Below are 22,863 nucleotides of genomic sequence, written 5' to 3'. Positions count from 1 at the left end.
CGCGGATGTTCCGGCTGTTCTGGGTCAGTTGAGAGGGATCAGGTGGTTGTCCCATGCCAGGTCTGCGCGGTGCAAGGGCTGCAGGCCGATGTCTGAAACCGCATAGACCTGGCCGGTTCCCGTAGTGGCTGTAAAACCGGTGGCGGAGGGAGCCAGCCCGCAGACATCTGCCATTCTGTGCTCTGCCAGCAGCACGCCGCTGACCGTGTCCATCACTTGCAGCACGCCGCCGCGCGGGGAGGTGACGCCGATTTGGCTGCCATCGGCAGAAAAGGCGATGGAGCCGCCGTAGCCCTGCATGTTCAGCACCCGCGCGTCGTCCTCGGCCAGCAAACGCGGCGTGCTGCCGGGACGGTGAAGCCCGGCAGTGGGGACTTGTTCGCCCAGATCGCCCTGCCATTGCGTGGCGAAACCAACGGTGCCGTCCGCCCGCACCGCCAGGTGGCGGATCGAATTGAGACGCAGCTCTAGCGGCAGCTCCATCTGTTCCTGCATTTCGCCGTCCAGGCTCAGGTAGCTGAGGTTGGGGCGCATGTCAGGCAGGTTCAGCTTGGCGCGGCCGCTGTCGGGGTGGGTTTCGATGCCGCCATTGGCCACCGCCAGTCCCGGCGCATCGCGGCGCAAGAGCATATCATGCGGGCCGATGCCGCCGGAGGAGAACGCGGAAATGCGGCGGTAGCCGTCTGCAGCATCCCAGACGCCGATTACGCCGCGGGCGTTCTCATAGTCGTTTTCTGTGGTGAACAGGCGGCTGCCGTCCGGGGAAAACACCCCGTGGCCGTAGAAATGGTGGCCTGCGGGAGGCTCCAGCCGGGCGAGGGCGGCACCGGTCCGGCAGTCGATGACATCGGCAAACCGGCCCGGGCGGCGGGCAAAGGCAACGGCTTCGGGACGGATGGGATGCGCGGCCGCCGCGTGGCCGCGGCCGGGCAGGGGGTGGCGGAACAGGACCCCGCCCGTTTCGGAGAGGCCCGCCAGCAGGAAGGTGCCGCTGGCATCTTTGCCCGCCGACAGGAAAGCCGGGCTGCCGGCATTGGCCCAGCTTTCCTGCGGGGCGAGGGCAGAGGCCATCAGGCCTGCCAGAAATCCGCGGCGGGAGGTCATGCAGGGCCCTTTCCGTTAGTCGCCGTCGAGCGCGTTGAACCCTGCCGCCACCCCGAGAGAGGGGCCAAGGCGTTCAGAAACAATCGCACGGAGGTCTTTCACTTGCTGGCGCAGGGCCTCGATACGGATGCGGGCGGCGGGGTCGGCGACGCCTGCAAAGACGGGGTCCTCCAGCGCTTCGGCGCGGCTGCGAACCTTGCCGAAACCCTGTGCGAGGTCTGCCTTCAGCCCAGCATCGTCCTGCGCCAGGGCCAGCGCCAGCGGTTCCATCGCGTTCAGGGACAGCAGCACATGGCGAAGGCTGCGGCCGGAGCGGCGGGTCTCGGCGCGGTTGGGGCGGGGCTTGTCATAGGTGCCAAGCGGGCGGCCCAGGCGCATATCGTCCAAGACCTGCAATCCGGTCGTCAGCGCCTTCAGTAGTTCCTGGGTGATTTCGTCTTCGCTGCGGTAGCGGGCGGCGGGCGCGTGCATTTCGGTGGCATAAGGCCCGGCCCAGTCCGCGGCGATGGCCTGTGCGGTGGCTGCAATATCCGCGCTGATGGCGCGGGTCAGGGCGCAGCGGTAATCTGCGCTGCCCGCGGTGGAGAGTTCTGGGTCATAGAGCAAGTATTCCAGCGCATAAAACCCGCGGGCGGCAATGGAATAGCTGGCGAATGCGGCCGGGTCGGTGATGCCGTCATCCTCGCGGCGGATCAGGTTGGCCAGGGCTTTGGGCGTCTTGCTGCGGCTGTCGGGCCAGAAGGCCAGCGCAAAGGCCCGGCTGTCCGTTTCCGTCGGCCCGAAGCGGTAGTGGCTGGCGGTAATCCAGGCGTCGAAGGCCGCGCCGTATGCGGAACGAAGGGTTTCGGACTGCGGTGTGCAATCTGCCTGGGCTGTGTCTGCCAGCACTGCCGCATCTTCTGCCAACTCCTTAAAAGCAGGGACGATCAACTGATCGGTAATGCTGCTGGAGAGATCCGAGGCAGCGGCAGGCGCTGCCGCGAGGGCCAGAGTCAGGGCAAGGGTGCGCATCAAAGGCTTTCCAGAAAGGAAATCAGGGCGGCGCGGTCCTGCGGCGGCAGCTCCACAACGCGGGTTTTCGCGGCTTCGGCTTCGCCGCCATGCCACAGGACGGCTTCCAGCAGGGTGCGGGCACGGTCGTCGTGCAGGAAGGCGGCGCGGGGCGAGACCTGCTGCGTCAGGCCAATGCCCCAGAGCGGTGCGGTGCGCCATTCGCGGCCCGTGGCGCGGGCTTCAGGGCGGTTGTCGGCCAAGCCCTCGCCCATGTCGTGCAGCAACAGGTCGGAGTACGGCCAGATCAGCTGGAAACTCTGCTCGGGCCGGTCTTCCAGCCGGTGGGTCACGTATTTCGGCACATGACAGGAGGCGCAGCCCGTGTCGTAAAACACCTGTTTTCCGCGTAGCACTTCGGGGTCGCCGGTGCTGCGGCGGGCGGGCACGCCGAGGTTGCGGCTGTAGAAGGTCACCAGATCCATATTGGGCTGGTCGATCTCGGTTTCACGGGAATCACCGCCGCCATGCGGAGCGGAATGGCAGGCCGCTTGCAGATCCGTGCATTCGCCCGCATGGGCCGGAAACAGCGGAGTTGAGATGCCGATATCACCGGAAAACGCGCCTGCGGACTGCTCATGCACGGTTGGCGAGCCGGCCTTCAGCCCGAAGCGGCCCAGCATGATCTGGCCGAATTCCCGCGACCAGACCAGATTGGCGCGGCCCGAAATACCGTCGCCATCCGCATCGTCCTCGTCCGTATGGGCCAGGATGTCGGCGGCGGGGATCGCCTCCAACAGGCCGAGGCCGATCATTGGCGGTGCAACGCGGGGGCTGAGCATGGCGCCCTCCGCCAGCGGGCCATAGCCGAGGCTGGCCGCTGTGTAGCTGGGGCGCCGAAGGGTGGCGGTCTCATTGCCATTCAGGGCGACCTCGATTTCCTCGTATTCGACCTGCAGCTTGTATTCCGGCGTGACGCCGGGGGCTGAGAAATCCTGCAGTTGGGTGCCATAGTTCGGATCCGGCGCGGTCCCGATGTAGCCGGTGATCTCCTGCATCTCCGGCGGCACCGGGCCGGGAATGGATATCCGCAGGAACATTGTTGTTGAACTGTAATCCGGCTGCTCCGGCACGTGGCCGCGCCCGTCCTTCAGATGGCAGCGCTGGCAGGATCGCGCGTTATAAAGCGGCCCAAGCCCGTCCGAGGCCTTGGTAGAGGCGGGCGAGAACACCCAGATCTTCTTGAACAGCCCGTTGCCGAGCTTGAATTCCAATTCCTGTTCAAAGCTGAGGCCGGCGGAATGCTGGGAGAACGCCTCGTCATCGGACCGGGCGCGCACGGTGGCCGCCCCTGCCGGCAGATCCTCGAACTGTTCCGGCGCCGAGAAATCCGTGGCGGGTGCAACTGCAGCGGCAATCCGGGCGCGTTCGGCATCGGTACGGGGAAGGGGGGAGAGGTGCGGCTCTGCCTGATACAGGCTGGCCAGATCCAGCGCTGCAAGGGGTGTGGCCGCCGCAAGTGCGGCAGCCAGAGTGAGTTTAGTCTTCAACCTCTGCCATCTTGGTGGCGTTGAGCTGGGCATAGTTTTCGGCACCGATCCGGTCATGCAGTTCAAGCTGCGTTTCGAGGAAATCGATATGGCCTTCTTCGTCCGCCATCAGCTCTTCGAACAGCTTCATGGTCACATAGTCGCCCGCGGTGTTGCAGGCGTCGCGGGCTTCCTTGTAGAGCGCGCGGGCGTCCACTTCGGCGGCAAGGTCGCATTCGAGGGTTTCTTTCGGGGTCTGGCCGATCCGCAGCGGGTCAAGCTTCTGCAGGTTCGGGTGGCCGCCGAGGAACAAAATCCTTTCAATCAATTTATCCGCGTGCTGCATCTCCTCGATGCTTTCCTCGCGGCTTTTCTTGGCCATGCTGCCCAGGCCCCAATCGTCCTGCAGCCGGTAATGCAGCCAGTACTGGCTGACCGCCGTCAGCTCATGCCGCAGAGCCTTGTTCAGATAGTCGATAACCTTGGCGTCGCCCTTCATTATTCTTCTCCCGAATTGGTCCAGCGCGTAAATTCGCAAGCTGCGCAGGTACTTCCAGCTTACTGCTGGCACGCATGGTGTCGAGGAAAAGCGGCATGCAGCCGCCGCAATCGGCGGATTTTCCCAAGGCGTGATAGATCTTGCCGGGAGTGATTATCGTTTCAGGGTCGGCGCTTCGCATCCAATTGATGGCGGCGCGAATGTCGTGGTCCGAGATCTGCGTGCAGTGGCAAACGATCATGCTGCCTGCGTCCTTGCCTGCTGGCTGTAAAGGCCAAGTGATTCCGTTGGAAAATATATCCGACAAAATTACTGGGGTTTCAAGGGTTATCCAGAGTGAAACACTCGGAAACCGGCGGGCGGCTGCTGAAGGCGGAAAGGGCCGCTTGAAGTGCGGCCCTTTGCTTGTGCGTATTTGCCCGGAAGCGCCTAGTTGAAGACTGCCGAGGGGTTGTCGAGGCTGTCGGAGCCTTCGATGGCAACGCCGTCCAGTTTCAGGGTGGAGACCACACGTTCGATCGAGCGGGTCTGGCCGATCAGCCCGTTGACGCCGCCCATCACCAGTGCTTCGCCGGAAGCATTGCCCTGCGCCAGCATCTGGTCATAGGACAGGCCTGCCTCTGCCGCGGTCTTGATGCGGCCGAGCGCCAGCATGGTGGTGGACAGCTTGGTGCGCATCTCTGCGTCCAGCGCGGCGTCCTTTTCGGCCACCAGGTCGGACAGCGACGGGCCGGACACCAGTTCGCCGTTCACCCGCACGTATTCGCCCAGATAGACATTCTGCACGCCCAGCCCGTCATAATAATGGCTGTTGTGGGTGTTGTCGGAGAAGCAGTCGTGCTCTTCCTCCGGGTCGTTCAGCATCAGGCCCAAGCGCATCCGTTCACCGGCCTGCTCACCGTAGGACAGTGAGCCCATGCCGGTCAGCATCGCGGTAATGCCTGCGTCCTCATCCGCCAGCAGCGCGCTGCGGGCGTCACCGGCCTCGCCCCACTGCGCCGCGATCCACTCCAGGTCGGAGATCAGCAGATCGGTCGCAGCCTGCAGGTATTCGCCGCGGCGGCCGCAGTTGCCGCCGGTGCAGGCATCGCCCTGCGCATAATCGGTCCAGGGACGGTCGCCGGCGCCGTGCTCCGTGCCTTTCAGATCCTGGCCCCAGAGCAGGAATTCGATGGCGTGATAGCCAGTGGCGACATTGGCCTCGACGCCGTCAGCCTCATGCAGGGCGCCTTCCAGCAGTTCCGGGGTGATCCTAGCAGCATCGATCACCTTGCCAGACAGCTCAAAACTGGGATTGGCAATCACATTGAGCGCCGCAAGGGTGTTTTCGTCGCTCGGCCCGCCATAGGAGGCATCGACATAGTCGATCAGCCCTTCGTCCAGCGGCCAGGCGTTCACCTTGCCTTCCCAGTCATCGACGATTGCGTTGCCGAAGCGGAACACCTCGGACTGCTGGTAGGGCACGCGGGCTGCGATCCAGGCAGCGCGGGCGGCTTCCAGGTTCTCCGCTGAGGGGGACGCGACCAGCGCGCTGACGGCGGCTTTCAGCACCTGCGCGGTGGCCAGGCTGTCCTGGTACTTGGCTTCGGCGATATTGGCGTAGTTGGTCAGCACTGCGGCTTTGTCAGCGGCAAGGGCAGCGGTGGCGCCAAAGGTGAGACCGGCGAGGGCAGTGCCCGCGAGAAAAACAGATTTCATCAGCTAAGTCCTTGGGTCTGTTCGGTGTTCAATGAAGAGTGGCAGTGGCCGGACGGGCCGTCTGTGCAGGCGGTTGCAGCCCCATGATCTGTTGCATCAGCAGCCCGCAATCAGAGGCAAGCTGCGCCAGTTCCGGCGCCTTGCGCGGGGTGACGATCAGCGAAGCCAGCACATGGGCGTCGTCCTGCTGGCCTTCCGCGGCCGAAGCCAGCAGGTTGGCAAAGCAGTTTTCATCCGCGCCCAGGCATTTGCAGGTCATGCCGTGGCGTACCAGCGGGCGGCGGCCATGGGTGGCGCAGAAATTGCACAAGCAGCCAAAGGCCTCAAAGGCGGCATCGGCGAATTCGGGGCCGAAGTTCACCTCAAAATCCCGGCGCATCTGTGCGCGGGTCTCCTCGCCGGAAAACCAGTGGCGCAGGTAGATCACCGCGCCGGCCTCCAGCGGCGGCAGTTCCGACAGGGTGCCGACGGTCACCCCGCCGCGGGGATGAGGGGCTGCACTGCTCATTTGGTCAGGATCAGCTTGCCTGCGCGGGTGATGCGCAGCGAATAGATCTGGCCGTTCAGCAGGATGCGGGCCTGGGTGCCGCCGCGGGTCAGGTCCTCTGCGTGGTAGGTGGGGAAGACCTCGGCGGTAGCCTCAGTAGGGACAGGTTTGGAAGTAATCTGGTTCATGGCGTGCGCCCATCGCTGAATTCCGCCCTGTCCAGAAGCCATTCCAGGCAAAAACCGGACAATGCACCGGAGGGTGCAAAGACCTGCGGCCACAATTGGCGCATGTCCTCGGACTCCGGTTCCTTGATGTCGGGGCCGCTGGGGCGGCGCGCACTGGTCGGCATGGGGGCGATCTCGGTTGATTGAATGTCACTCGGGCTCGCCCGATCCGAGTCAGGCTGGCTGGAATGCTGTATACCTGATTTATTTACTCAGTTATGTCAATCCGAGTTTTTTAGTCGGAAATGAATTTTCTGGAACAGCAAGGGGATGGCAAAAAAAAGCCGCCCAAGGGGCGGCCTTCGTTTCAGTCAATGCACGGTGCGTCAGGCGCGGGTGCCGGAAAAGCGTTCCTGCCATTCTTCTCGCTGCTCGTCGGTGATCTTGGCGAACAGCACCTCCGGCACGGTGAAGCCATGGCCTGCGGGCAGGGCGGACAGGGCCGCTGCCACGTCTTCGGGCCAGCTGCGGTCGTCGGAGTTCAGAGCTGTCATCAGTTTGTCCGAGGCTTGCGGAATGAACGGTGCCGACAGAACCGCGTAAAGGCGGATCAGGTTGAGGCCCAGGCGCACCTGCGCGGCGGCGCGCTCGGGGTCTTCCTTGAACACCGACCAGGGCGCGGCGGACTGCAGGTACTCGTTGCCTGCGACCCAGATCGCGCGCAGCTCCTGCGCCGACTTGCGGACCTCCATTGCTTCCATGTGGCCCTCGTAGGCGCGGATGCGGGTGGTGAGCTCTGCAATCAGCGCCTGCTCCTGTTCGCCATACTCGCTAGCCGAGGGCACTTCCTCGCCGAACTTGGAACGGCAGAATTTGGTGATGCGGCTGACAAAGTTGCCCAGCACATCCGCCAGATCCTTGTTCACCGACTGCTGGAAGTTCTCCCAGGTGAACTCAGAGTCGCTGCTCTCCGGTGCGTGGGACAGCAGCCACCAGCGCCAGTAATCCGCGGGCAGGATTTCCAGCGCCTGATCCATGAAGACGCCGCGGCCCTGCGAGGTGGAGAACTGGCCGCCGTCATAGTTCAGGTAGTTGAAGCTCTTCAGGTGGTCGACCATCTTCCACGGCTCGCCGGAGCCCAGAATGGTGGCCGGGAACGACAGGGTGTGGAAGGGCACGTTGTCCTTGCCCATGAATTGGACGTATTTCACATCCTCGGCGCCCTTGTCGGTTCGCCACCAGCGCTGCCAGTCGGCGTCCGTCTTACCGTTGGCTTCGGCCCATTCGCGGGATGCCGCGATATATTCGATCGGTGCGTCGAACCAGACGTAGAAGACCTTGCCTTCCATGCCGGGCCAGTCCTCGCCGCCCTTCTTGACCGGCACGCCCCAGTCCAGGTCGCGGGTGATGCCGCGGTCCTGCAGGCCGTCGCCGTCATGCAGCCACTTCTTGGCAATTGAGGTGGTCAGCACCGGCCAGTCGTTCTTGGAGTCGATCCAGGCGTCCAGCTGATCCTTCAGCTGCGACTGGCACAGATACAGGTGCTTGGTCTCGCGCACTTCCAGATCGGTGGAGTTGGAGACGGCAGAGCGCGGGTTGATCAGGTCGGTCGGGTCCAGCTGCTTGGTGCATTCCTCGCACTGGTCGCCGCGGGCCTTCTCGTATCCGCAGTTGGGGCAGGTGCCCTCGATATAGCGGTCGGGCAGGAAACGGCCGTCGGCGTTGGAGTAGACCTGTTTCTCGGTCACTTCGCGGATCAGCCCCGCCTCGGCCAGTTTGCCTGCGAAATGCTGGGTCAGCGCGTGGTTCTGCGGGCTGGAGGAGCGGCCGAAATGATCAAACGACAGGGCAAAGCCCTTGGCAATTTCCGCCTGGGTCTCATGCATCGCAGCGCAGTATTCCGCCACCGGCTGGTTGGCTTTGGCCGCGGCCAGTTCCGCCGGGGTGCCGTGCTCGTCGGTGGCGCAGAGGAACATAACCTCATTGCCGCGTCCGCGCTGGAAACGGGCGTAGAGGTCGGCAGGCAGCTGGCTGCCCACCAGGTTGCCCAGATGCTTGATCCCGTTGATATAGGGGATTGCCGAAGTGATCAGAATGCGTGCCATGCCATCCATCCAGGTAATACGTCAAAGGCCCGTCTAACGCATGGCGCAGGCGGCGGGAACCCCGCCAGCAGAATTCGCTGGAAATTAGCCGCGTGCGTGCAGTTGAGGCTTGAACTGCAATCCGGGCTGGCGCACTCAGGGGTTGTGAAACTCTATCTTAAGCCCTTGAAAGCTCACAAGAGCGTTACCATATGATTTGTATACCACGGCATACATTTGAGAGGCATTCCATCGGTGTTCAACTTCCTGCTTGATGGCGCATTTGCGCCGTTCTCCCTTGCACTCGCCCTGCTGGGCGGACTGGCGGCCCTGGAGCTTGCGGCTTTGCTGCTTGGCGGCAGCCTGATTGGCGGTGACGGCGAAGCGGGGCTTGACGCTGCAGACGGGTCCGGGGCAGGCGGGTTTCCCGATGCCGGGGATTTGGGTGCTGATGCCGCTGCGGACGCGTTGGGCGATCTGGGAGACATAGATCTTGCGGATTTCGACGGTGCGGATGCGCTGGACAATGCCGGAGCCGCAGACGCTTCGGGCAGCCTGGCGTCCTGGCTGGGTCTGGGACGGATGCCGATGCTGATCTGGCTGGCGGCAGTCCTGATGGGGTTCGGCCTTAGCGGTATCGGCCTGCAGATGGTGCTGACGTCTTATCTGGGCTTTACAGCGCCAGCCTGGATGGCGGCACTGCCCGCGGGCGCCATTGGCCTGTGGTTCGCGCGAGCCTTTGGCGGGATCTTTGCCAGAGCCTTGCCGCAAACTGAGACGGAGGCGCTGTCAGAGCGCAGCCTGGGGCGCCGCCGCGGGGTGATTACCCAAGGCACCGCAGCCCAGGGCCGCCCGGCCGAGGTGCGCGTCATGGATGGTTACGGCAATGCCCATTACCTGCGCGCCGAACCTTTTGCCGCCGGCGAGGAACTGGCCCAGGGCACTGAGGTGCTGGTGATGCGTGACCGCCGAAGGGACCGCTTCGTGCTGATCGCACTGTCTGAATAACCTGCCGGACTGGTCCGTCCGGCTCACTGAAACCCATAAAACACTGAAATCCTGTTATCCAAGGAGGCATTCCGCATGGAACTTCAATTCATGCTCATCGTGGTGGTGAGCGCTCTTGTCTTTCTTCTGGTTTTTGGCCTGGTTCTGGGCCGTCTCTACAAACGGTCATCCCGCGAGATCAGTCTTGTCCGCACCGGTGCCAACGGAAAGAAGGTCATCATGGACGGCGGCGTGCTGGTGGTGCCGCTGCTGCATGAGGTGAGCCCGGTCAACATGAAGACCCTGCGCCTGGAAGTGCAGCGCAACAATGACGGCGCGCTGATCACCAAAGACCGGATGCGTGTTGATGTTGGTGTCGAATTCTATGTCTCGGTCATGGCGACGGTTGAGGGCATCGCGCGGGCCGCGCAGACATTGGGCGACCGCACATTTGACGTGGAGCAGCTGCGCGAGATGATCGAGGGCAAGCTGGTGGATGGCCTGCGCGCGGTTGCGGCGCAGATGACCATGGACGGGCTGCACGAAAACCGCGCTGACTTTGTTCAGGAAGTGCAGAATGCCGTGTCCGAGGACCTGCTGAAGAACGGTCTGTCTCTGGAATCCGTCTCGCTGACCGCGCTGGACCAGACCCCGTTTGAAGCGTTGGATGAGAACAACGCCTTTAACGCGGTGGGTATGCGGAAGCTGGCAGAGGTGATTGCGACCTCCAAGAAGGAGCGCGCGCAGATTGATGCCGAGGCCGAGGTTGCCGTGCGCCGTGCGGCGATGGAGGCGGAGCGTCAGCGCCTGGCCATTGAACAGGATGAGGAGCAGGCCAAGATCGAGCAGGCGCAGCAGATCGAGACCATGAAGGCCGCGCAGGAGGCCGAAGTGGCCCAGCGGCGCGAGGACTCGATGCGCGAAACCGAACGCGCCCGGATTGCCCGTGAGGAAGCCATCCGCGCCGCTGAGATCGCCCGCGAAGCCAAGATCCGCGATGCAGAGATCGCCAAGGAGCGCGCGGTCCGCGAGGCGGAGATTACCAAAGAGCGGGAGCTGGAAGTGGCCGAGCAGGAGCGTCAGATCATCATCGCGCAGAAGTCCGAGGAAGAAAGCCGGGCGCGGGCATCCGCGGACCTGGCACGGGCTGAGGCGACCAAAGCAACGGAAGCAGTGGCAACCGCCCGCCAGGTGGCCGAGGCCGAGCGTCTGAAGCAGATCACCCTGATCGAGGCCACCCGTGAGGCTGAGCGCCAGGCAACCGGCATCCGCCTGGCTGCACAGGCAGAGAAGGAAGCGGCCGCCGACCGCGCGGAGGCCCGCCGCGAGGAAGCGCAGGCCGAAGCGGACGCGCTTAACATCCGGGCCGAGGCCAAGAAGAACGACATGCTGGCCGAGGCGGAAGGCAAGCGGGCGATTGTCGATGCTGAAAACGCGCTGTCGGGCGAGCTGATCCGGATGAAGATCGACCTGGCCCGGATCGAGGCGATGCCTGCGATCATCAGCGAGATGGTGAAACCGGCAGAGAAGATCGACTCGATCAAGATCCACCAGGTGAGCGGCATCGGCGCCGGTGCGCCCTACTCCGCGGCAGGGGCGGCCAGCAGCGGCGACAAGCCGGTGGTGAACCAGGCGCTGGATTCGATCATGGGCATGGCCGTGCAGATGCCCGCGCTGAAGAAGCTGGGCGAAGAGCTGGGGCTGTCGATGGAAAACGGTGTCAGTGGCGTTGCCAGCCAGGCGCTGGGTGTCGAGGCAGACGATCCCGCGCCGGCGGAGGTGCCGTTGCTGAATGGCGCAGCCGGAATGGCCGATGCGCCGGAGGCTGCGGAAGCTGCCAAAGACTGAAGGCTGGCATGAAAATCAGGAGAGGGCCGGGAAACCGGCCCTCTTTTCTTGTCCGGGTGAGTGGTGGCAGCGGCTGTCCGGTCAGCGCCAGTAATTGTTGGCCTGCGAGACAGTTTGAAAATTCACCGCCACCACATGGGAGACCGCAATCAGACTGTCGTAGTTGCTGGCATATCCCGGCCGCATCTTGTTGCGTGCGTCTTCATCGGGCTGGGTCAGCTTCACCGCCATCCGCGAAAGTTTGATTGCCAGCTGGTAGCCTTCTTCCGGCGTCTCGGTTTGCAGGTTGGGTAGCCAGGACATGTTGCCTCCATTTTGTATCGTGCGCGACCTATATTCGAACATTGACGGCGGCCGGGAGCGGAGTCAAGAAATGAATCGTGCACGATGCAATCTGAGGCTTGGTTATGACATTTACTGATATACCCACCCGGGCGAATGACCTGTTCTGCTATGGGTTGTACACGGCATCCCATGCGGTGAACCGGGCCTACGCGCCGCATCTGAAAAAGCTGGGCCTCACCTATCCGCAATATATCACACTGACATTACTGTGGGAGGAGGACGGCCAGCAGGTGAATGCGCTGGCGCAAAAGCTGGGTATGGAGACCAGTACGCTGACCCCTCTGGTGCAACGGCTGGAGGCCATGGGCCATGTCACCCGCTGCAAGAGCGCGGCGGACGGGCGCGCTGTGGACGTCCGGCTGACGGCGCAGGGCAGGGCGCTGGCGGCAAAAGCCCCGGAGGTGACAGCGTGCATGATCAGCCAGACCGGATTGACCCTGGCTGAACTGGAAGCCTTGCAGGACCTGTTGTTCAAGCTGCGGAACGGTCTTCAGCCCATGTAGCAGCGTGCCCTTGGGGAAGGACGCTACCGCCCCTCGCGCGACCGCTTCAGCAGGCGGCCAATGGTGAACGACGTGCGCGGCGCATAGACATAGCTGGTGCGCTCCTCCGGCACCGGGCGGGCACGCATCCGGTTAAGGCCGAAGACGATCAGAGCCAAGTGGCCGCAGGCGACATAGGCAAACAGCGCCGCCGGGCCGAAGCTGTCGATCAGCGCCGAGGAGACATAGGGCGAGGCGATGGCGCCAAGCGCGTACCAGAACATCAGCGCCGCCGACAGCTCAACCCGTTCGGCAGAGGTGGCAAAGTCGTTGGCGTGGGCGGCAGAGACCGAGAAGATCGGGAAGGTGGTGAAGCCGAAGAACCCGGCGGCCAGCATCACGCCCAGGGTGCCGGTGCCGCTGGCAGCCATGGTGATGCCGCAGCTGAGGATGGCGATGCCGGAGAGCCAGATCAGCACCCAGCGGCGGTCGTATTTGTCGGCGAGCCAGCCCATCGGATACTGCGCCAGCGCGCCGCCCAGGACGAAAGAGGCAAGGAAGAAAGCGATCTGGCCGATTTCCAGCCCAACCTCCTGGCCATAGACCGGGCCGACCATCCGAAAGGAGGCGGAGCTGAGCGCCGAAACGATCACACCGGCCACCGCCAGCGGTGAGCAGCGCCACGCCAGTTTGGGGCGCAGCCGGGGAGCGTCGGGGGTTTCCGGCTGGCTGGCCTTGGTCAGCGTGAGCGGCAGCAAGGCCGCACAGCACACTACGGCCAGCAGATTATACGAGATGTAAACCGCAGGCGGCAGCACCGCGATGATCAGCTGCGCCGCCAGCGAGGCGCTCATGTCGGCAATCCGGTAGGTGCCCATGGCCCGGCCGCGGGTTTCATTGGTGACCTTGGCATTGAGCCAGGCCTCGATCACCGTATAGGCGCCGGCCACGCAGAGACCGGAGGCGATCCGCATTGCCGCCCAGGCATAGGGGTTCTCGGTCAGCGTGTGGCCCAAGAGGCCCATCGCTCCCAGCGCGGTGCAGACTGCAAAGGCGCGGGAGTGGCCGACGTTGCCCATCAGCCGCGGCGCCCACCAGCAGCCAATGAAAAAGCCGAAGAAATGGGCCGAGCCGAGGAGGCCGATCTGTTCCTTGGTGAAGTTGAGCGTCAGGCCCGAGATGGCATCAAGCGGGCCGACGCCTCCGGTGGACAGCTGCAGCAGGATGACGGAAAGGAACAGGGCGGCAAAGGAGACGATCAGGCGCATAACGCTGCGACCATGACAGGCTGGCGCGGCATTGCCAGCCGGTTTCCGCCAAAGCCATGTCGTATTTCTGCGCGGCGGTGTTTTTCGGCACCTGCTCCGGTGCTGCGCCCGGGCTCAGCCTGCGCGCCGGATGCGGGCCTTGATGGCGAGGCGGACGCGGTCGGCAACCAGTTCCCCATAGCCGGTGGCGCCGAAGGCGGCGCGGCTGAGCTGGCCTGTCAGCTGCACATCCAGTTCGCTGAGGTCGTCCGGGGCGCTGCCGGGGCGGCGGTAGAGCGCGGCCTGCAGGATGAGCGGGCGGGTGGTTCCGCGCAGGGTCAGGTCTCCCTCGATCGCGGCACCATCCGAGATCCGCCCGTCCGGCCCCAGCCGGACCCGGGTGGAGCGGAAGCGGATTTGCGGGTGGCGTGCAGTGTCAAGGACACCGGCGCTTTTCAGCGCTTCGGTGGCAAAGATCAGCCCGGTGCGGGCGCGGCGGGCGTCCAGGGTGATATCGGCCTGGCTGCGGGCCAGGTTCGCCGGGTCGATGCGGATGCGGGCCTTGGTGACCGGAAGGCGCCCCTGCTGCGGCTGGCCGCTGAGCAGGAAAGTGAAGCGCACATCGGTGGCCTCTGGCATCAGCTGGTATGCCAGGGGCGCTGCACGCAGCCCTTGCGGTGCCAGCACCGCAGCGCTGAGGCAGGCGAGCAGTTTGCGCCGTTGCATTCCGGGGGTGTCCACGGGCGGTTTCCCTTGCGAGCGAGTGCTTCAGGCGCAGTGTAGCCGGATCTGCCGGGGCGGACTGCTCACTTTTGCGCGTGCTGCCGTGAGGCCGGGACGGGGAGGTTCTCCCGCCAGGTATCGGCTTTTGGCAAAGCCTCTGCCTGTTGGGCCCGGCACCGGGCGCAGCCCGGTGCCGGGCCCAATGCCGCTAGGGCAGCGCTGGCGCAGCCAGCGGTGACTGCGGTTGCGGGAGAACCCGGGAAGCCGCAGGGCGTGCGGTCTGCTGGCAGGCCGCGCCGGGCGGCAGCGGAGCGGCCTGCAGCGGGCCGCCTGCGCGGGCCCGGGTGATGTGCCAGCTGCGGGGCGGCAGGGTGCGGGCGCGCAGGCGCTGCAAGGTCCAGCACTCGCGGCTTGCCGCCCCGCAGCCGGGCAGGCTGCTGGAGGGGGGCGGCAGGCCGTGGGCGGGGGCCAGGTGCCAGCGGCTTTCGATGCCCTGGGCGCCGCCCTGGCCCGGGGTCAGCAGCAGGCCGGCCGGCGCCGGACCAAAGGTGCCGCCAGCCTCTGCCGCCAGATGCAGCCGCCGCACCGGGGTCATGGCGGGGGGCTCTGCCAGCTCTGCCACCACCAGCGCCGCGCCGCCGCCGCGCAGGGCTTCCTCCATCGCCCAGAGCAGATCCTCTGCCCGGGCGGTTTGCACGAACAGGAACCGCGAGGGGCTGGCATATTCCGCGATCCCGTCCGGATTCAGCGGCCTCGCGGCCTGTGCCGGGTTCAGCGGCCTGCCGGCCTGGGGCTGGGACAGCCACAGCACAGGCCCCTGGGCTGCAGCTGCCAGCCACAGCGCAAAACTGTGCCGGGCGGGGCCGCAGGCCTCATGCACACGGGCCAGGTCCAGCGCGATCCCCTCTGTCAGGGGCAGCGTTGGGCGGGGCTTGTGGCTGCGGCGGCAAAGCAGGTGAGTCGGCATGCTGCCACATTATCATGTTCTCTCTTTGTTCTCAACTGGCCCAAAAGGTTCCCAACTGGCCCAAAAGGTTCCCAACTGGCCCAAAAGGCTCCCAACTGGCCCAAGAGGCCTGTGCGGCGCCTTGAGCCCGTGCCGCGCGGAGGGCCTCAGCCCTCGCGCGGCACCACCGGGCCGCCCTGCTTGGCCCATTCGGTGAAGCCGCCCTCCAGATGGACCACCGGTTTCAGCCCCATCTCCATCGCCGCCCTGGCGCTCAGGGCCGAGCGCCAGGCGCTGGCGCAGTAGAACACATAAGTCTTGTCCTGGTTGAACACCGGCTTGTGGTAGGGGCTGTCCGGGTCGATCCAGAATTCCAGCATGCCGCGCGGGCAGGAAAACGCGCCGGGGATCATGCCGCTGCGCTGCAGTTCGCGGATGTCGCGCAGGTCGATGAAAACGTAATTTTCGTCCAGAACTTTCTGCTTGGCGTCCTCGACGCTCATGGTTTCGACAAGGCTGTTTGCCTCCGCGAGCAGCGCCTTGACGCCCTTGGTGATGGTTTGCGGCATCTTCTCTCCTTTCCTCGGTTTACCAGCAGGCTGGCGGGTTTGCGCCGCAGGTGCAAGCCGCTTGCACTTGCCGTCCTGCCGGTTAGGGTCGCGGGCAGATCCGCAGCAGGGGAGCGCGCAAGATGAAAATGAACCCGTTGGGCCGCACCGGCATGAAGGTGTCCGAACTGTGCCTGGGCACGATGACATTCGGCACCCAGACGCCGCAGGACGAGGCGCATGCGCAGATTGATATGGCGCTGGCGAACGGTGTGAACTTTGTCGACACCGCCGAGATGTACCCGGTGAATCCGGTCAGTGCAGAGACCCTGGGCAACAGCGAACGCATCATCGGCTCCTGGAACGAAAAGACCGGACGGCGGGGCGATTACGTCCTGGCGACCAAGCACTCCGGCGAGGGGATGAAACATGTGCGCGGCGGGGCGCCGATTTCTTCCAAGACCATTGCGCCCACCGTGGAGGCCTCGCTGAAGCGGCTGAAGACGGATTACATCGACCTCTACCAGTTCCACTGGCCGAACCGGGGCAGCTATATGTTCCGGCAGAACTGGAGCTATGATCCCTCCGGCCAGAACCGCGAGGAGACCTTGGCCAATATGGAGGACTGCCTGGAGGCACTGCAGCGCGAGGTGGACCGCGGCACCATCCGCGCCTTTGGCCTGTCAAATGAAAGCGCCTGGGGCACGGCGCAATGGCTGCGGATTGCTGACGAAAAAGGCTGGCCGCGGGTGGCCTCGATCCAGAACGAGTATTCGCTGGTCTGCCGGATGTATGACACAGACCTGGCAGAGCTGAGCGTCAATGAAGATGTGGGCCTGATGGCGTTTTCGCCGCTGGGCACCGGATTGCTGACCGGAAAATACCAGAACGGGGCGGTGCCGGAAGGCTCCCGCAAGTCGATCAACCCGGAACTGGGCGGACGGCACAGCCCGCGGGTTTATGATGCCGTCGCGGCCTATCTGGAGATTGCGGGGCGGCACGGGCTGGACCCGGTGCACATGGCGCTGGCCTGGTGCCGGACGCGGCCCTTCATGGCCTCGGCGATCTTTGGCGCCACCCGTCTGGCGCAGCTGGAGCATCTTCTGCAATCGGTAGAGCTGGAACTTAGCCAGCAGGTGCTGGACGAGATTAACGCCGCCCACCGGGCGCATCCGATGCCGTACTGATCCTATGGGCGGAGGCACTCCCGCCCGGCCTGCGGGCATGGTCATGCCCTGGGCCGGTTGGGCCGGGCGCTGCTGGCGCAGCGCAGGGAAAAATTTGCTGAGAGGCGTTCAGGGGCAGGCCTGCCCCTGAAGCGCCTTTGCCAGTTTATTCAAGGGATGCGCGTCAAGGGAGAACGGTGCTGCGCACCGCCGCTGCGCGGCCCTTGACCCGTGTTGCGTCAGTGCGCCGTGGGGCGGGCCTGTTCCTGGCGCAGGTCGCGGGCGGAGGTTCCGTGGGCGGTGCGGAAGGCGCGGGCAAAGCTCGACTGCGAGGTGAAGCCGGTCGCCATCGCCACATCCATCAGCGGCATCGCGGTGTCGGTCACCAGGCGGCGGGCCTCGGCCAGGCGCAGCTGCAGATAGTGGTCCTGCGGCGTGGTGTTGAGCTTGAGCCGGAACTGCTGCTGCAGGCTGCGCGGGCTGGTGCCCAGGGTCTCGGCGATCTGTGCCAGCGGCAGCGGCTCGTCCAGCGAGGCCTCCATCAGTACGTTGGCCTTGGCGGTCAGGGCACTGTGGCCGCGGTTGCCCAAGCGGCTTTGCGGGCGCGGCAGCGCGGACGGACCGTCGAACAGGAACAGCCCGGCGACGCGGGAGGCAAAGCCAGCGCCGTGGCGGGCGCTGATGATGTGCAGCATCATCTCGATCGCGGGGGTGGCGCCGCCGGAGGTCAGGCGGGCATCCGAGACGGTGAATCGGTCGTTGCGGGCATCCACCTCCGGGAAGCGGGCGGAGAAGTTCTCGAGGTCTTCCCAGTGGGTGGTGGCGGGGTGACCATCCAGCAGACCTGCCTCGGCCATCAGCCACGGCCCGCCGTCGATGCCGGCGATGGTGGCGCCGCTGGCGGCGATGCGGCGCAGGCCGGCCAGCAGGCTGGGGGTGGCATGGCGCGCCAGCTGGAAGCCCGCGATGACGATCAAGAGCTCGCAGCCTTGCAGACGGGCCAGCGGAAAGCTTGGCACGGTGAGGCCGCTGGTTAGCATCGGCGGCTCAGATGTGGCGCTGACGTAGTCCCAGTCGAACGCCGCCCGCCCGGCCAGCCGGTTGGCGGCGCGCATCGGGTCCACTGCGGCGGCAAAGGACAGCGTGTTGCATTCATCCAGAACCAGTACCGCTGTTTTCAGCGGCCGGTTCTCGGGCTGCAGGATGTTTTTTGCGGATTTCATCAACTTCGATTCGCCTGGTGTAAACTGTGCCGCAAAAGGCTGCGGCAGAGTCGTCTGCAACGCAAATCGGAATCTGGGGAGGAGCCTGGGGATAACCCGTGGCAAAACCCTGTACATCGAAGGGAAAAGAAAAATGCCTCTGGAAATGAACCGGGACGTCTTCATCACCTGTGCCGTGACCGGCTCTGGCGGCACCCAGGACCGCAGCCCGCATGTGCCGCGCTCGCCCAAGCAAATCGCCGACAGCGCCATCGCCGCGGCCAAGGCGGGCGCCGCCGTGGTGCACTGCCATGTGCGTGATCCTGAGACCGGGGTGCCGAGCCGCCGGCTGGATCTTTACCGCGAGGTGACAGACCGGATCCGTGATGCCGAGGTGGATGTGGTGCTGAACCTGACCGCGGGCATGGGGGGCGACATGGTGTTTGGCGACACCGAAAACCCGCTGCCGCTGAAAGAAGCGGGCACCGATATGGTGGGCGCGACGGAGCGGGTGGCCCATGTGGCGGAATGCCTGCCGGAGATCTGCACCCTCGATTGCGGCACCATGAACTTTGCCGAGGCCGATTACGTGATGACCAACACCCCCGGTATGCTGCGGGCGATGGGCAAGATGATGACGGATCTGGGCGTGAAGCCGGAGATCGAGGCGTTTGACACCGGCCACCTGTGGTTTGCCAAGCAATTGGTAAAAGAAGGCGTGCTGGAGCCGAACGCGCTGGTGCAGCTGTGCATGGGGGTGCCGTGGGGCGCGCCGGATGATCTGAACACCTTCATGGCGATGGTCAACAACGTGCCGGATGACTGGACCTTCTCGGCCTTCTCGCTGGGGCGCAACCAGATGGCTTATGCGGCGCAGTCGGTGCTGGCGGGCGGCAACGTGCGGGTGGGTCTTGAGGACAACCTGTGGCTCGATAAGGGCGTGCTGGCCGAAAACTGGCAGCTGGTTGAGCGCGCCAACACCATCGTGTCGAACATGGGCGCGCGGGTGATCGGGCCGCAGGAAGTGCGCGAGAAGCTGGGCCTGACCAAGCGCGCGCCGGCGGCGAAGTAAGTGACCGCAACGGGGGGTGACATGCGTGCACCCTCTGTGCACCGGCCATTTGGCCCTGCTTGAACTTGGGAGCGAAAACCCAATGATGCGAATGATAACCAAAAAGGGGATTTCAGCATGGTTTTGGTAATGACGCTTCCGTTTGCAGGGATTGTTGGTCTTACTGCCTTTCTTCAGGCAAGCGATGGCGGATGGAGGTACTTTGCCGCCGCGGTAGCCATGATGGCTGCAGCGTTGGCCGGTCCGGCATTTCTTCATGAGGGCTGGCAACAGAATGGGCAAATTGCGTTTCTCGTGGGAAGCGGCTTCAACGCAGGTGCATTGGTGTTGGCGGGCGCAGTGATCGGTTTGATCGGCAAGCGATTCAGTACAGCGGGAAAAGTAGGAGGCGTGGCATTTCTTGTCGGTGTTGCCACGCTATGGACCTGGACTTGGATGAGTATTCTGAAATGAAAACAGCAGCAATCATCGGCGGCGGGGTTATTGGTGGCGGCTGGGCCGCTCGGTTCCTGCTTAACGGCTGGAACGTGCGGGTGTTCGACCCGGACCCGGAAGCAGAACGCAAGATCGGCGAAGTGCTGGGGAATGCCCGCCGGAGCTTGCCCGGCCTTGGCAATGTGGCATTGCCTGCGGAGGGCAGCCTGACCTTCCATGAAACCATCGCGCAGGCCGTTGAGGGGGCCGAGTGGATCCAAGAAAGCGTGCCGGAGCGGCTGGACCTGAAACAGAAGGTCTATGCAGAGCTGCAGGCCCATTGCGCGCCGGATGCAGTGATCGGCTCCTCAACTTCCGGCTTCAAGCCGTCGCAGCTGCAGGACGGGCGCGAGAATCCCGGCCAGATCGTGGTCGCGCATCCGTTCAACCCGGTCTACCTGCTGCCGCTGGCGGAGCTGGTGACGACAGAGGCGAACCCGGCGGGCGTTGTCGACCGGGCCAAGGAGATCATTACAGCCATCGGCATGTATCCCCTGCATCTGAGGAAAGAGATCGACGCCCATGTGGCCGACCGGTTCCTGGAGGCGGTCTGGCGCGAGGCGCTGTGGCTGGTGAAGGATGGCATTGCCACCACCGAGGAGATCGACAACGCGATCCGCTACGGCTTTGGCATCCGCTGGGCGCAGATGGGTCTGTTCGAGACCTACCGGGTGGCCGGCGGCGAAGCGGGCATGAAGCATTTCATGGCGCAGTTCGGCCCCTGCCTCAGCTGGCCCTGGACCAAGCTGATGGATGTGCCGGAATTCACCGATGAGCTGGTGGACCTGATCGCGGGCCAGTCGGACGAACAGTCCGGCCAGTATTCGATCCGCGAGCTGGAGCGGCACCGGGACGACAACCTGGTCGGTATGATGCGGGCGCTGGGCGCAAACAACTGGGGTGCGGGCGCGCTGCAGAACAGTCATGACCTGAACCGCGAAGGCGAGGCCGGTCTGGTGCGCGTGATCGGGGACTTGGAAGACCTGAGCCAGCCGGTTCTGACCCAGAGCCGCGTGGTGCCGCTGGATTGGACCGATTACAACGGCCATATGACCGAGAGCCGCTATCTGGATGCCTTCGCGCAATCCACCGACCGGCTAATGATGATCATCGGCTGCGACGCGGAGTATATCGCCAATGGCGGCAGCTACTTCACCGCCGAGACCCATATCCGCCACATCGACGAGGTGCACGCGGGTGATCCGATCCAGGTGCGCACCCGGGTGATCATGGGCGCGGGCAAGAAGATGCACCTGTGGCATGAGATGTATTCGGGTGAGCGGCTGCTGGCGACGGGCGAGCATATGCTGCTGCATGTGGACCTGAAGACCCGCCGCTCGGCGCCGCCTGCGCCGCATATCGAGGCCAATCTGGTGAAGCTGGCGGAGGCGCATTCCGCGCTGCCGGTTCCGGACGGACTGGGCCGTGCCATCGGTGCTCCCCGGTGAGTTCTGAAGGGATGAGCCGGGTTCTGATCACCGCCGGCGGGTCCGGTATCGGCCGGGCGATGGCCGAGGGCTTTGCCGCCGCCGGCCATCAGGTCTGGGTCACGGATGTGAGCGCCATAGCGCTGGCGGACGTGCCGGAAGGCTGGCGGGCAACGGCCGTGGATGCCACCGATGAGGCGGGCGTCAGGGCGCTGTTCGTGGAGATCGCTGAAGCTTGGGGCGGGCTCGATGTGCTCTGTGCCAATGCAGGGATCGCCGGGCCGACCGCGCTGATCGAAGACATTGCGCTGGAGGACTGGCGCAAATGCGTGAGCGTCAATCTGGAGGGCTGCTTTCTGGCCGCCAAATACGCAGCACCTTTGATGAAGGCGGCCAGGGCCGGCTCGGTCATCGTGACATCCTCCACCGCCGGGCAGTACGGCTACCCGAACCGGGCGCCTTATGCTTCGGCCAAATGGGCGGTTATCGGCCTGATGAAGACACTGGCGATGGAGCTTGGCCCCTTTGGCATCCGCGCCAATGCGATCTGTCCCGGCGCGGTGGAAGGGCCGCGGATGGAAGGGGTGCTGGAGCGCGAGGCGGCGGCTAAGGGGATGACCCGGGATGAGGTTTATGCGGGCTATGCGTCCGGCACCTCGATGGGCCGTTTTGTCGAGGCCAGCGACATTGCCAATATGGCGGTGTTCCTCGGCTCGGATGCGGCGCGGCTGGTGTCGGGGCAGGTGATCGCCGTGGATGGCCATACCGAGAACCCGGACCCGAAGGTGTGAGCCGGGCTGAACGGGCGGGTCACGTTTCCCGGCGCGGGAAACGTCCCGGAAAACACGTGTTTTCCGAGCCGGAATTCGCACCGAATTCCGGCGGCCCTGCCGGCACGTTCAGGAAATCGCTGCCCTGAGCGCGCGGAGGCGGCCGGGCAATTGCCGGGCGGTGATATCGGCCTCGCGCACCAGATTGTCGAAATGGCTGGTGAAGGTGGCGATCCGCTCCTTGTCGCGGAAGGCCAGATAATGGGTGCCGGCGTAAAAGACACACAGAAGCGGCCCGAAGATGGTGATCGGTGAGGAATAGAGCCGCTTGGCATCAAACAGGTAGATGCGCAGCCGGGGATAGAGCTGCTCGCAAAGGCGCTCGAAATGGTCCAGCTGTTCCAGCCGCACCCCCAGCGGCAGGCCCTCGTAATAGCCAACCGCATGGGCAAAGCTGTCGAGTTCATAAAGCGGCATAGCGATTTCATAATCAGAGGGCGATTGGCGCATCCAGGTGAGCCGGTCCTCGGAGGCGCCGATGGCCTGGCCTGCGGTGCGGCCCAGGTGGGGGGCGTATTCCCATTCCAGCAGAGCGCGGGTTTTCAGCATGTCGGGGAGCGCAGCGGGCACGTGGCGGATTTTGTAGCCCTCGGCCTCCTGGTGCCAGTCGAAGATCCGTTCATCCACCAGCGCGCGGGGGGCCTCGGTCAGGGTGAGGCTGGAGGCCAGAAGTTCGGCGGCGCTTTCGGGCCGGTCAGACAGGCTGAGGAGCCAGTCGGCGGAAACCCCCAGCGCGCCGGCGCAGGCGCCAACCACATGGGCGTTCGGCAGCCGCGCGCCTTCATCCGTCAAGAGCTGCGAAATGGTGGAGCGGTCGACGCCGACGGCGCGGGCGAGTGCGCTTTGGCTGAGGCCGCTGTCGCGCAGCGCCCGGTTCAGCCTTTGCCGGAACTGCTCTGCGCGCACCCGTTTGTCGATATTTTCTATCATGTGTTCGTAAATATCACAGATGATGCATTTTGTTAACTGCATTCGGAATTCTGCACAGCCCGCGGCTGCGGTAGTTTG

25 protein-coding genes are annotated in these 22,863 nt (G+C 64.6%); 8 read left to right on the top strand and 17 right to left on the bottom strand.

Going from position 1 to position 22,863, the window contains the following annotated elements; genetic code table 11:
* Positions 1-24: 24 nt before the first annotated feature.
* The 10 genes from K3725_RS13210 to metG form a co-directional block, all read right to left on the bottom strand.
* Positions 25-1,104: a DUF1513 domain-containing protein gene (locus K3725_RS13210; RefSeq protein ID WP_260015780.1), complete on the bottom strand. Its 1,080-nt coding sequence runs from the start codon at positions 1,102-1,104 to the stop codon at positions 25-27.
* Positions 1,105-1,119: 15 nt separating this feature from the next.
* Complete coding sequence (locus K3725_RS13205; protein ID WP_260015779.1) at positions 1,120-2,115, bottom strand: imelysin family protein; 996 nt, start codon at positions 2,113-2,115, stop codon at positions 1,120-1,122.
* Positions 2,115-3,644, bottom strand: coding sequence for a di-heme oxidoredictase family protein (locus tag K3725_RS13200; RefSeq protein ID WP_260015778.1), 1,530 nt, complete (start codon positions 3,642-3,644; stop codon positions 2,115-2,117). The genes K3725_RS13205 and K3725_RS13200 overlap by 1 nt, the downstream gene beginning before the upstream one ends.
* Positions 3,634-4,122, bottom strand: a complete 489-nt coding sequence (bfr, locus tag K3725_RS13195) for a bacterioferritin (RefSeq protein ID WP_260015777.1) — start codon at positions 4,120-4,122, stop codon at positions 3,634-3,636. Before bfr ends, K3725_RS13200 begins: the two co-directional genes overlap by 11 nt.
* Positions 4,070-4,363: a bacterioferritin-associated ferredoxin gene (locus K3725_RS13190; RefSeq protein WP_260018609.1), complete on the bottom strand. Its 294-nt coding sequence runs from the start codon at positions 4,361-4,363 to the stop codon at positions 4,070-4,072. The genes bfr and K3725_RS13190 overlap by 53 nt, the downstream gene beginning before the upstream one ends.
* A 188-nt stretch (positions 4,364-4,551) precedes the next feature.
* Positions 4,552-5,820 (bottom strand): imelysin family protein, encoded by a 1,269-nt coding sequence (locus K3725_RS13185; RefSeq protein ID WP_260015776.1) that lies wholly within the window; start codon positions 5,818-5,820, stop codon positions 4,552-4,554.
* Between the two features lie 28 nt (positions 5,821-5,848).
* Positions 5,849-6,328: a hypothetical protein gene (locus K3725_RS13180; RefSeq protein WP_260015775.1), complete on the bottom strand. Its 480-nt coding sequence runs from the start codon at positions 6,326-6,328 to the stop codon at positions 5,849-5,851.
* Positions 6,325-6,495, bottom strand: a complete 171-nt coding sequence (hemP, locus tag K3725_RS13175) for a hemin uptake protein HemP (protein ID WP_019297511.1) — start codon at positions 6,493-6,495, stop codon at positions 6,325-6,327. Before hemP ends, K3725_RS13180 begins: the two co-directional genes overlap by 4 nt.
* Complete coding sequence (locus tag K3725_RS13170) at positions 6,492-6,659, bottom strand: hypothetical protein (RefSeq protein ID WP_260015774.1); 168 nt, start codon at positions 6,657-6,659, stop codon at positions 6,492-6,494. The genes hemP and K3725_RS13170 overlap by 4 nt, the downstream gene beginning before the upstream one ends.
* Before the next feature lie 201 nt (positions 6,660-6,860).
* Entirely contained in the window at positions 6,861-8,579 is a 1,719-nt protein-coding gene (metG, locus tag K3725_RS13165; RefSeq protein ID WP_260015773.1) for a methionine--tRNA ligase, read from the bottom strand.
* Positions 8,580-8,795: 216 nt separating this feature from the next.
* On the opposite strand from metG, the gene K3725_RS13160 reads away from it, so the two are divergent.
* Entirely contained in the window at positions 8,796-9,566 is a 771-nt protein-coding gene (locus K3725_RS13160) for a YqiJ family protein (protein ID WP_260015772.1), read from the top strand.
* A 75-nt stretch (positions 9,567-9,641) separates the two neighbouring features.
* Positions 9,642-11,393 (top strand): flotillin family protein, encoded by a 1,752-nt coding sequence (locus tag K3725_RS13155; protein WP_260015771.1) that lies wholly within the window; start codon positions 9,642-9,644, stop codon positions 11,391-11,393.
* Between the two features lie 81 nt (positions 11,394-11,474).
* Here K3725_RS13155 and K3725_RS13150 read toward each other — a convergent pair whose 3' ends face one another.
* Positions 11,475-11,696 (bottom strand): hexameric tyrosine-coordinated heme protein, encoded by a 222-nt coding sequence (locus tag K3725_RS13150; protein WP_260015770.1) that lies wholly within the window; start codon positions 11,694-11,696, stop codon positions 11,475-11,477.
* 104 nt (positions 11,697-11,800) lie between these two features.
* On the opposite strand from K3725_RS13150, the gene K3725_RS13145 reads away from it, so the two are divergent.
* Positions 11,801-12,241, top strand: a complete 441-nt coding sequence (locus K3725_RS13145) for a MarR family winged helix-turn-helix transcriptional regulator (RefSeq protein WP_260015769.1) — start codon at positions 11,801-11,803, stop codon at positions 12,239-12,241.
* A gap of 23 nt (positions 12,242-12,264) precedes the next feature.
* On the opposite strand, the gene K3725_RS13140 is transcribed toward K3725_RS13145, so the two are convergent.
* The 4 genes from K3725_RS13140 to K3725_RS13125 form a co-directional block, all read right to left on the bottom strand.
* Positions 12,265-13,488 (bottom strand): MFS transporter, encoded by a 1,224-nt coding sequence (locus K3725_RS13140; protein ID WP_260015768.1) that lies wholly within the window; start codon positions 13,486-13,488, stop codon positions 12,265-12,267.
* A gap of 114 nt (positions 13,489-13,602) precedes the next feature.
* Positions 13,603-14,193: a YceI family protein gene (locus tag K3725_RS13135; protein ID WP_260015767.1), complete on the bottom strand. Its 591-nt coding sequence runs from the start codon at positions 14,191-14,193 to the stop codon at positions 13,603-13,605.
* Between the two features lie 205 nt (positions 14,194-14,398).
* Positions 14,399-15,157 (bottom strand): ImuA family protein, encoded by a 759-nt coding sequence (locus K3725_RS13130; RefSeq protein ID WP_260015766.1) that lies wholly within the window; start codon positions 15,155-15,157, stop codon positions 14,399-14,401.
* Positions 15,158-15,303: 146 nt separating this feature from the next.
* Positions 15,304-15,705, bottom strand: coding sequence for a rhodanese-like domain-containing protein (locus tag K3725_RS13125; RefSeq protein WP_260015765.1), 402 nt, complete (start codon positions 15,703-15,705; stop codon positions 15,304-15,306).
* 122 nt (positions 15,706-15,827) lie between these two features.
* Here K3725_RS13125 and K3725_RS13120 point away from each other — a divergent pair, with 122 nt between their 5' ends.
* A complete protein-coding gene (locus K3725_RS13120; RefSeq protein ID WP_260015764.1) occupies positions 15,828-16,871 on the top strand; it encodes an aldo/keto reductase in 1,044 nt (347 codons plus the stop codon).
* 218 nt (positions 16,872-17,089) lie between these two features.
* On the opposite strand, the gene K3725_RS13115 is transcribed toward K3725_RS13120, so the two are convergent.
* On the bottom strand, positions 17,090-18,073 hold the full coding sequence (locus K3725_RS13115) for a GlxA family transcriptional regulator (protein WP_260015763.1): 984 nt from the start codon (positions 18,071-18,073) through the stop codon (positions 17,090-17,092).
* A 133-nt stretch (positions 18,074-18,206) separates the two neighbouring features.
* Between K3725_RS13115 and K3725_RS13110 the strand changes: the two genes are divergently transcribed.
* The 4 genes from K3725_RS13110 (at position 18,207) to K3725_RS13095 (ending at position 21,816) form a co-directional block, all read left to right on the top strand.
* Positions 18,207-19,124, top strand: a complete 918-nt coding sequence (locus K3725_RS13110; RefSeq protein ID WP_260015762.1) for a 3-keto-5-aminohexanoate cleavage protein — start codon at positions 18,207-18,209, stop codon at positions 19,122-19,124.
* A gap of 117 nt (positions 19,125-19,241) precedes the next feature.
* The gene (locus K3725_RS13105) at positions 19,242-19,577 is read left to right on the top strand and encodes a hypothetical protein (RefSeq protein WP_260015761.1); all 336 of its coding nucleotides are present in this window, start codon (positions 19,242-19,244) and stop codon (positions 19,575-19,577) included.
* Positions 19,574-21,046, top strand: a complete 1,473-nt coding sequence (locus K3725_RS13100; RefSeq protein WP_260015760.1) for a carnitine 3-dehydrogenase — start codon at positions 19,574-19,576, stop codon at positions 21,044-21,046. The genes K3725_RS13105 and K3725_RS13100 overlap by 4 nt, the downstream gene beginning before the upstream one ends.
* A gap of 11 nt (positions 21,047-21,057) precedes the next feature.
* Positions 21,058-21,816, top strand: a complete 759-nt coding sequence (locus tag K3725_RS13095; protein WP_260015759.1) for an SDR family oxidoreductase — start codon at positions 21,058-21,060, stop codon at positions 21,814-21,816.
* 108 nt (positions 21,817-21,924) lie between these two features.
* On the opposite strand, the gene K3725_RS13090 is transcribed toward K3725_RS13095, so the two are convergent.
* Positions 21,925-22,785, bottom strand: coding sequence for a helix-turn-helix domain-containing protein (locus K3725_RS13090; protein WP_260015758.1), 861 nt, complete (start codon positions 22,783-22,785; stop codon positions 21,925-21,927).
* Positions 22,786-22,863 lie beyond the last annotated feature (78 nt).

Source organism: Leisingera sp. S132 (assembly GCF_025144465.1).
Classification (GTDB): domain Bacteria; phylum Pseudomonadota; class Alphaproteobacteria; order Rhodobacterales; family Rhodobacteraceae; genus Leisingera.
The sequence above is the reverse complement of the archived record's forward strand: the minus strand, read 5'-3'. Positions and strand labels throughout refer to the sequence as shown.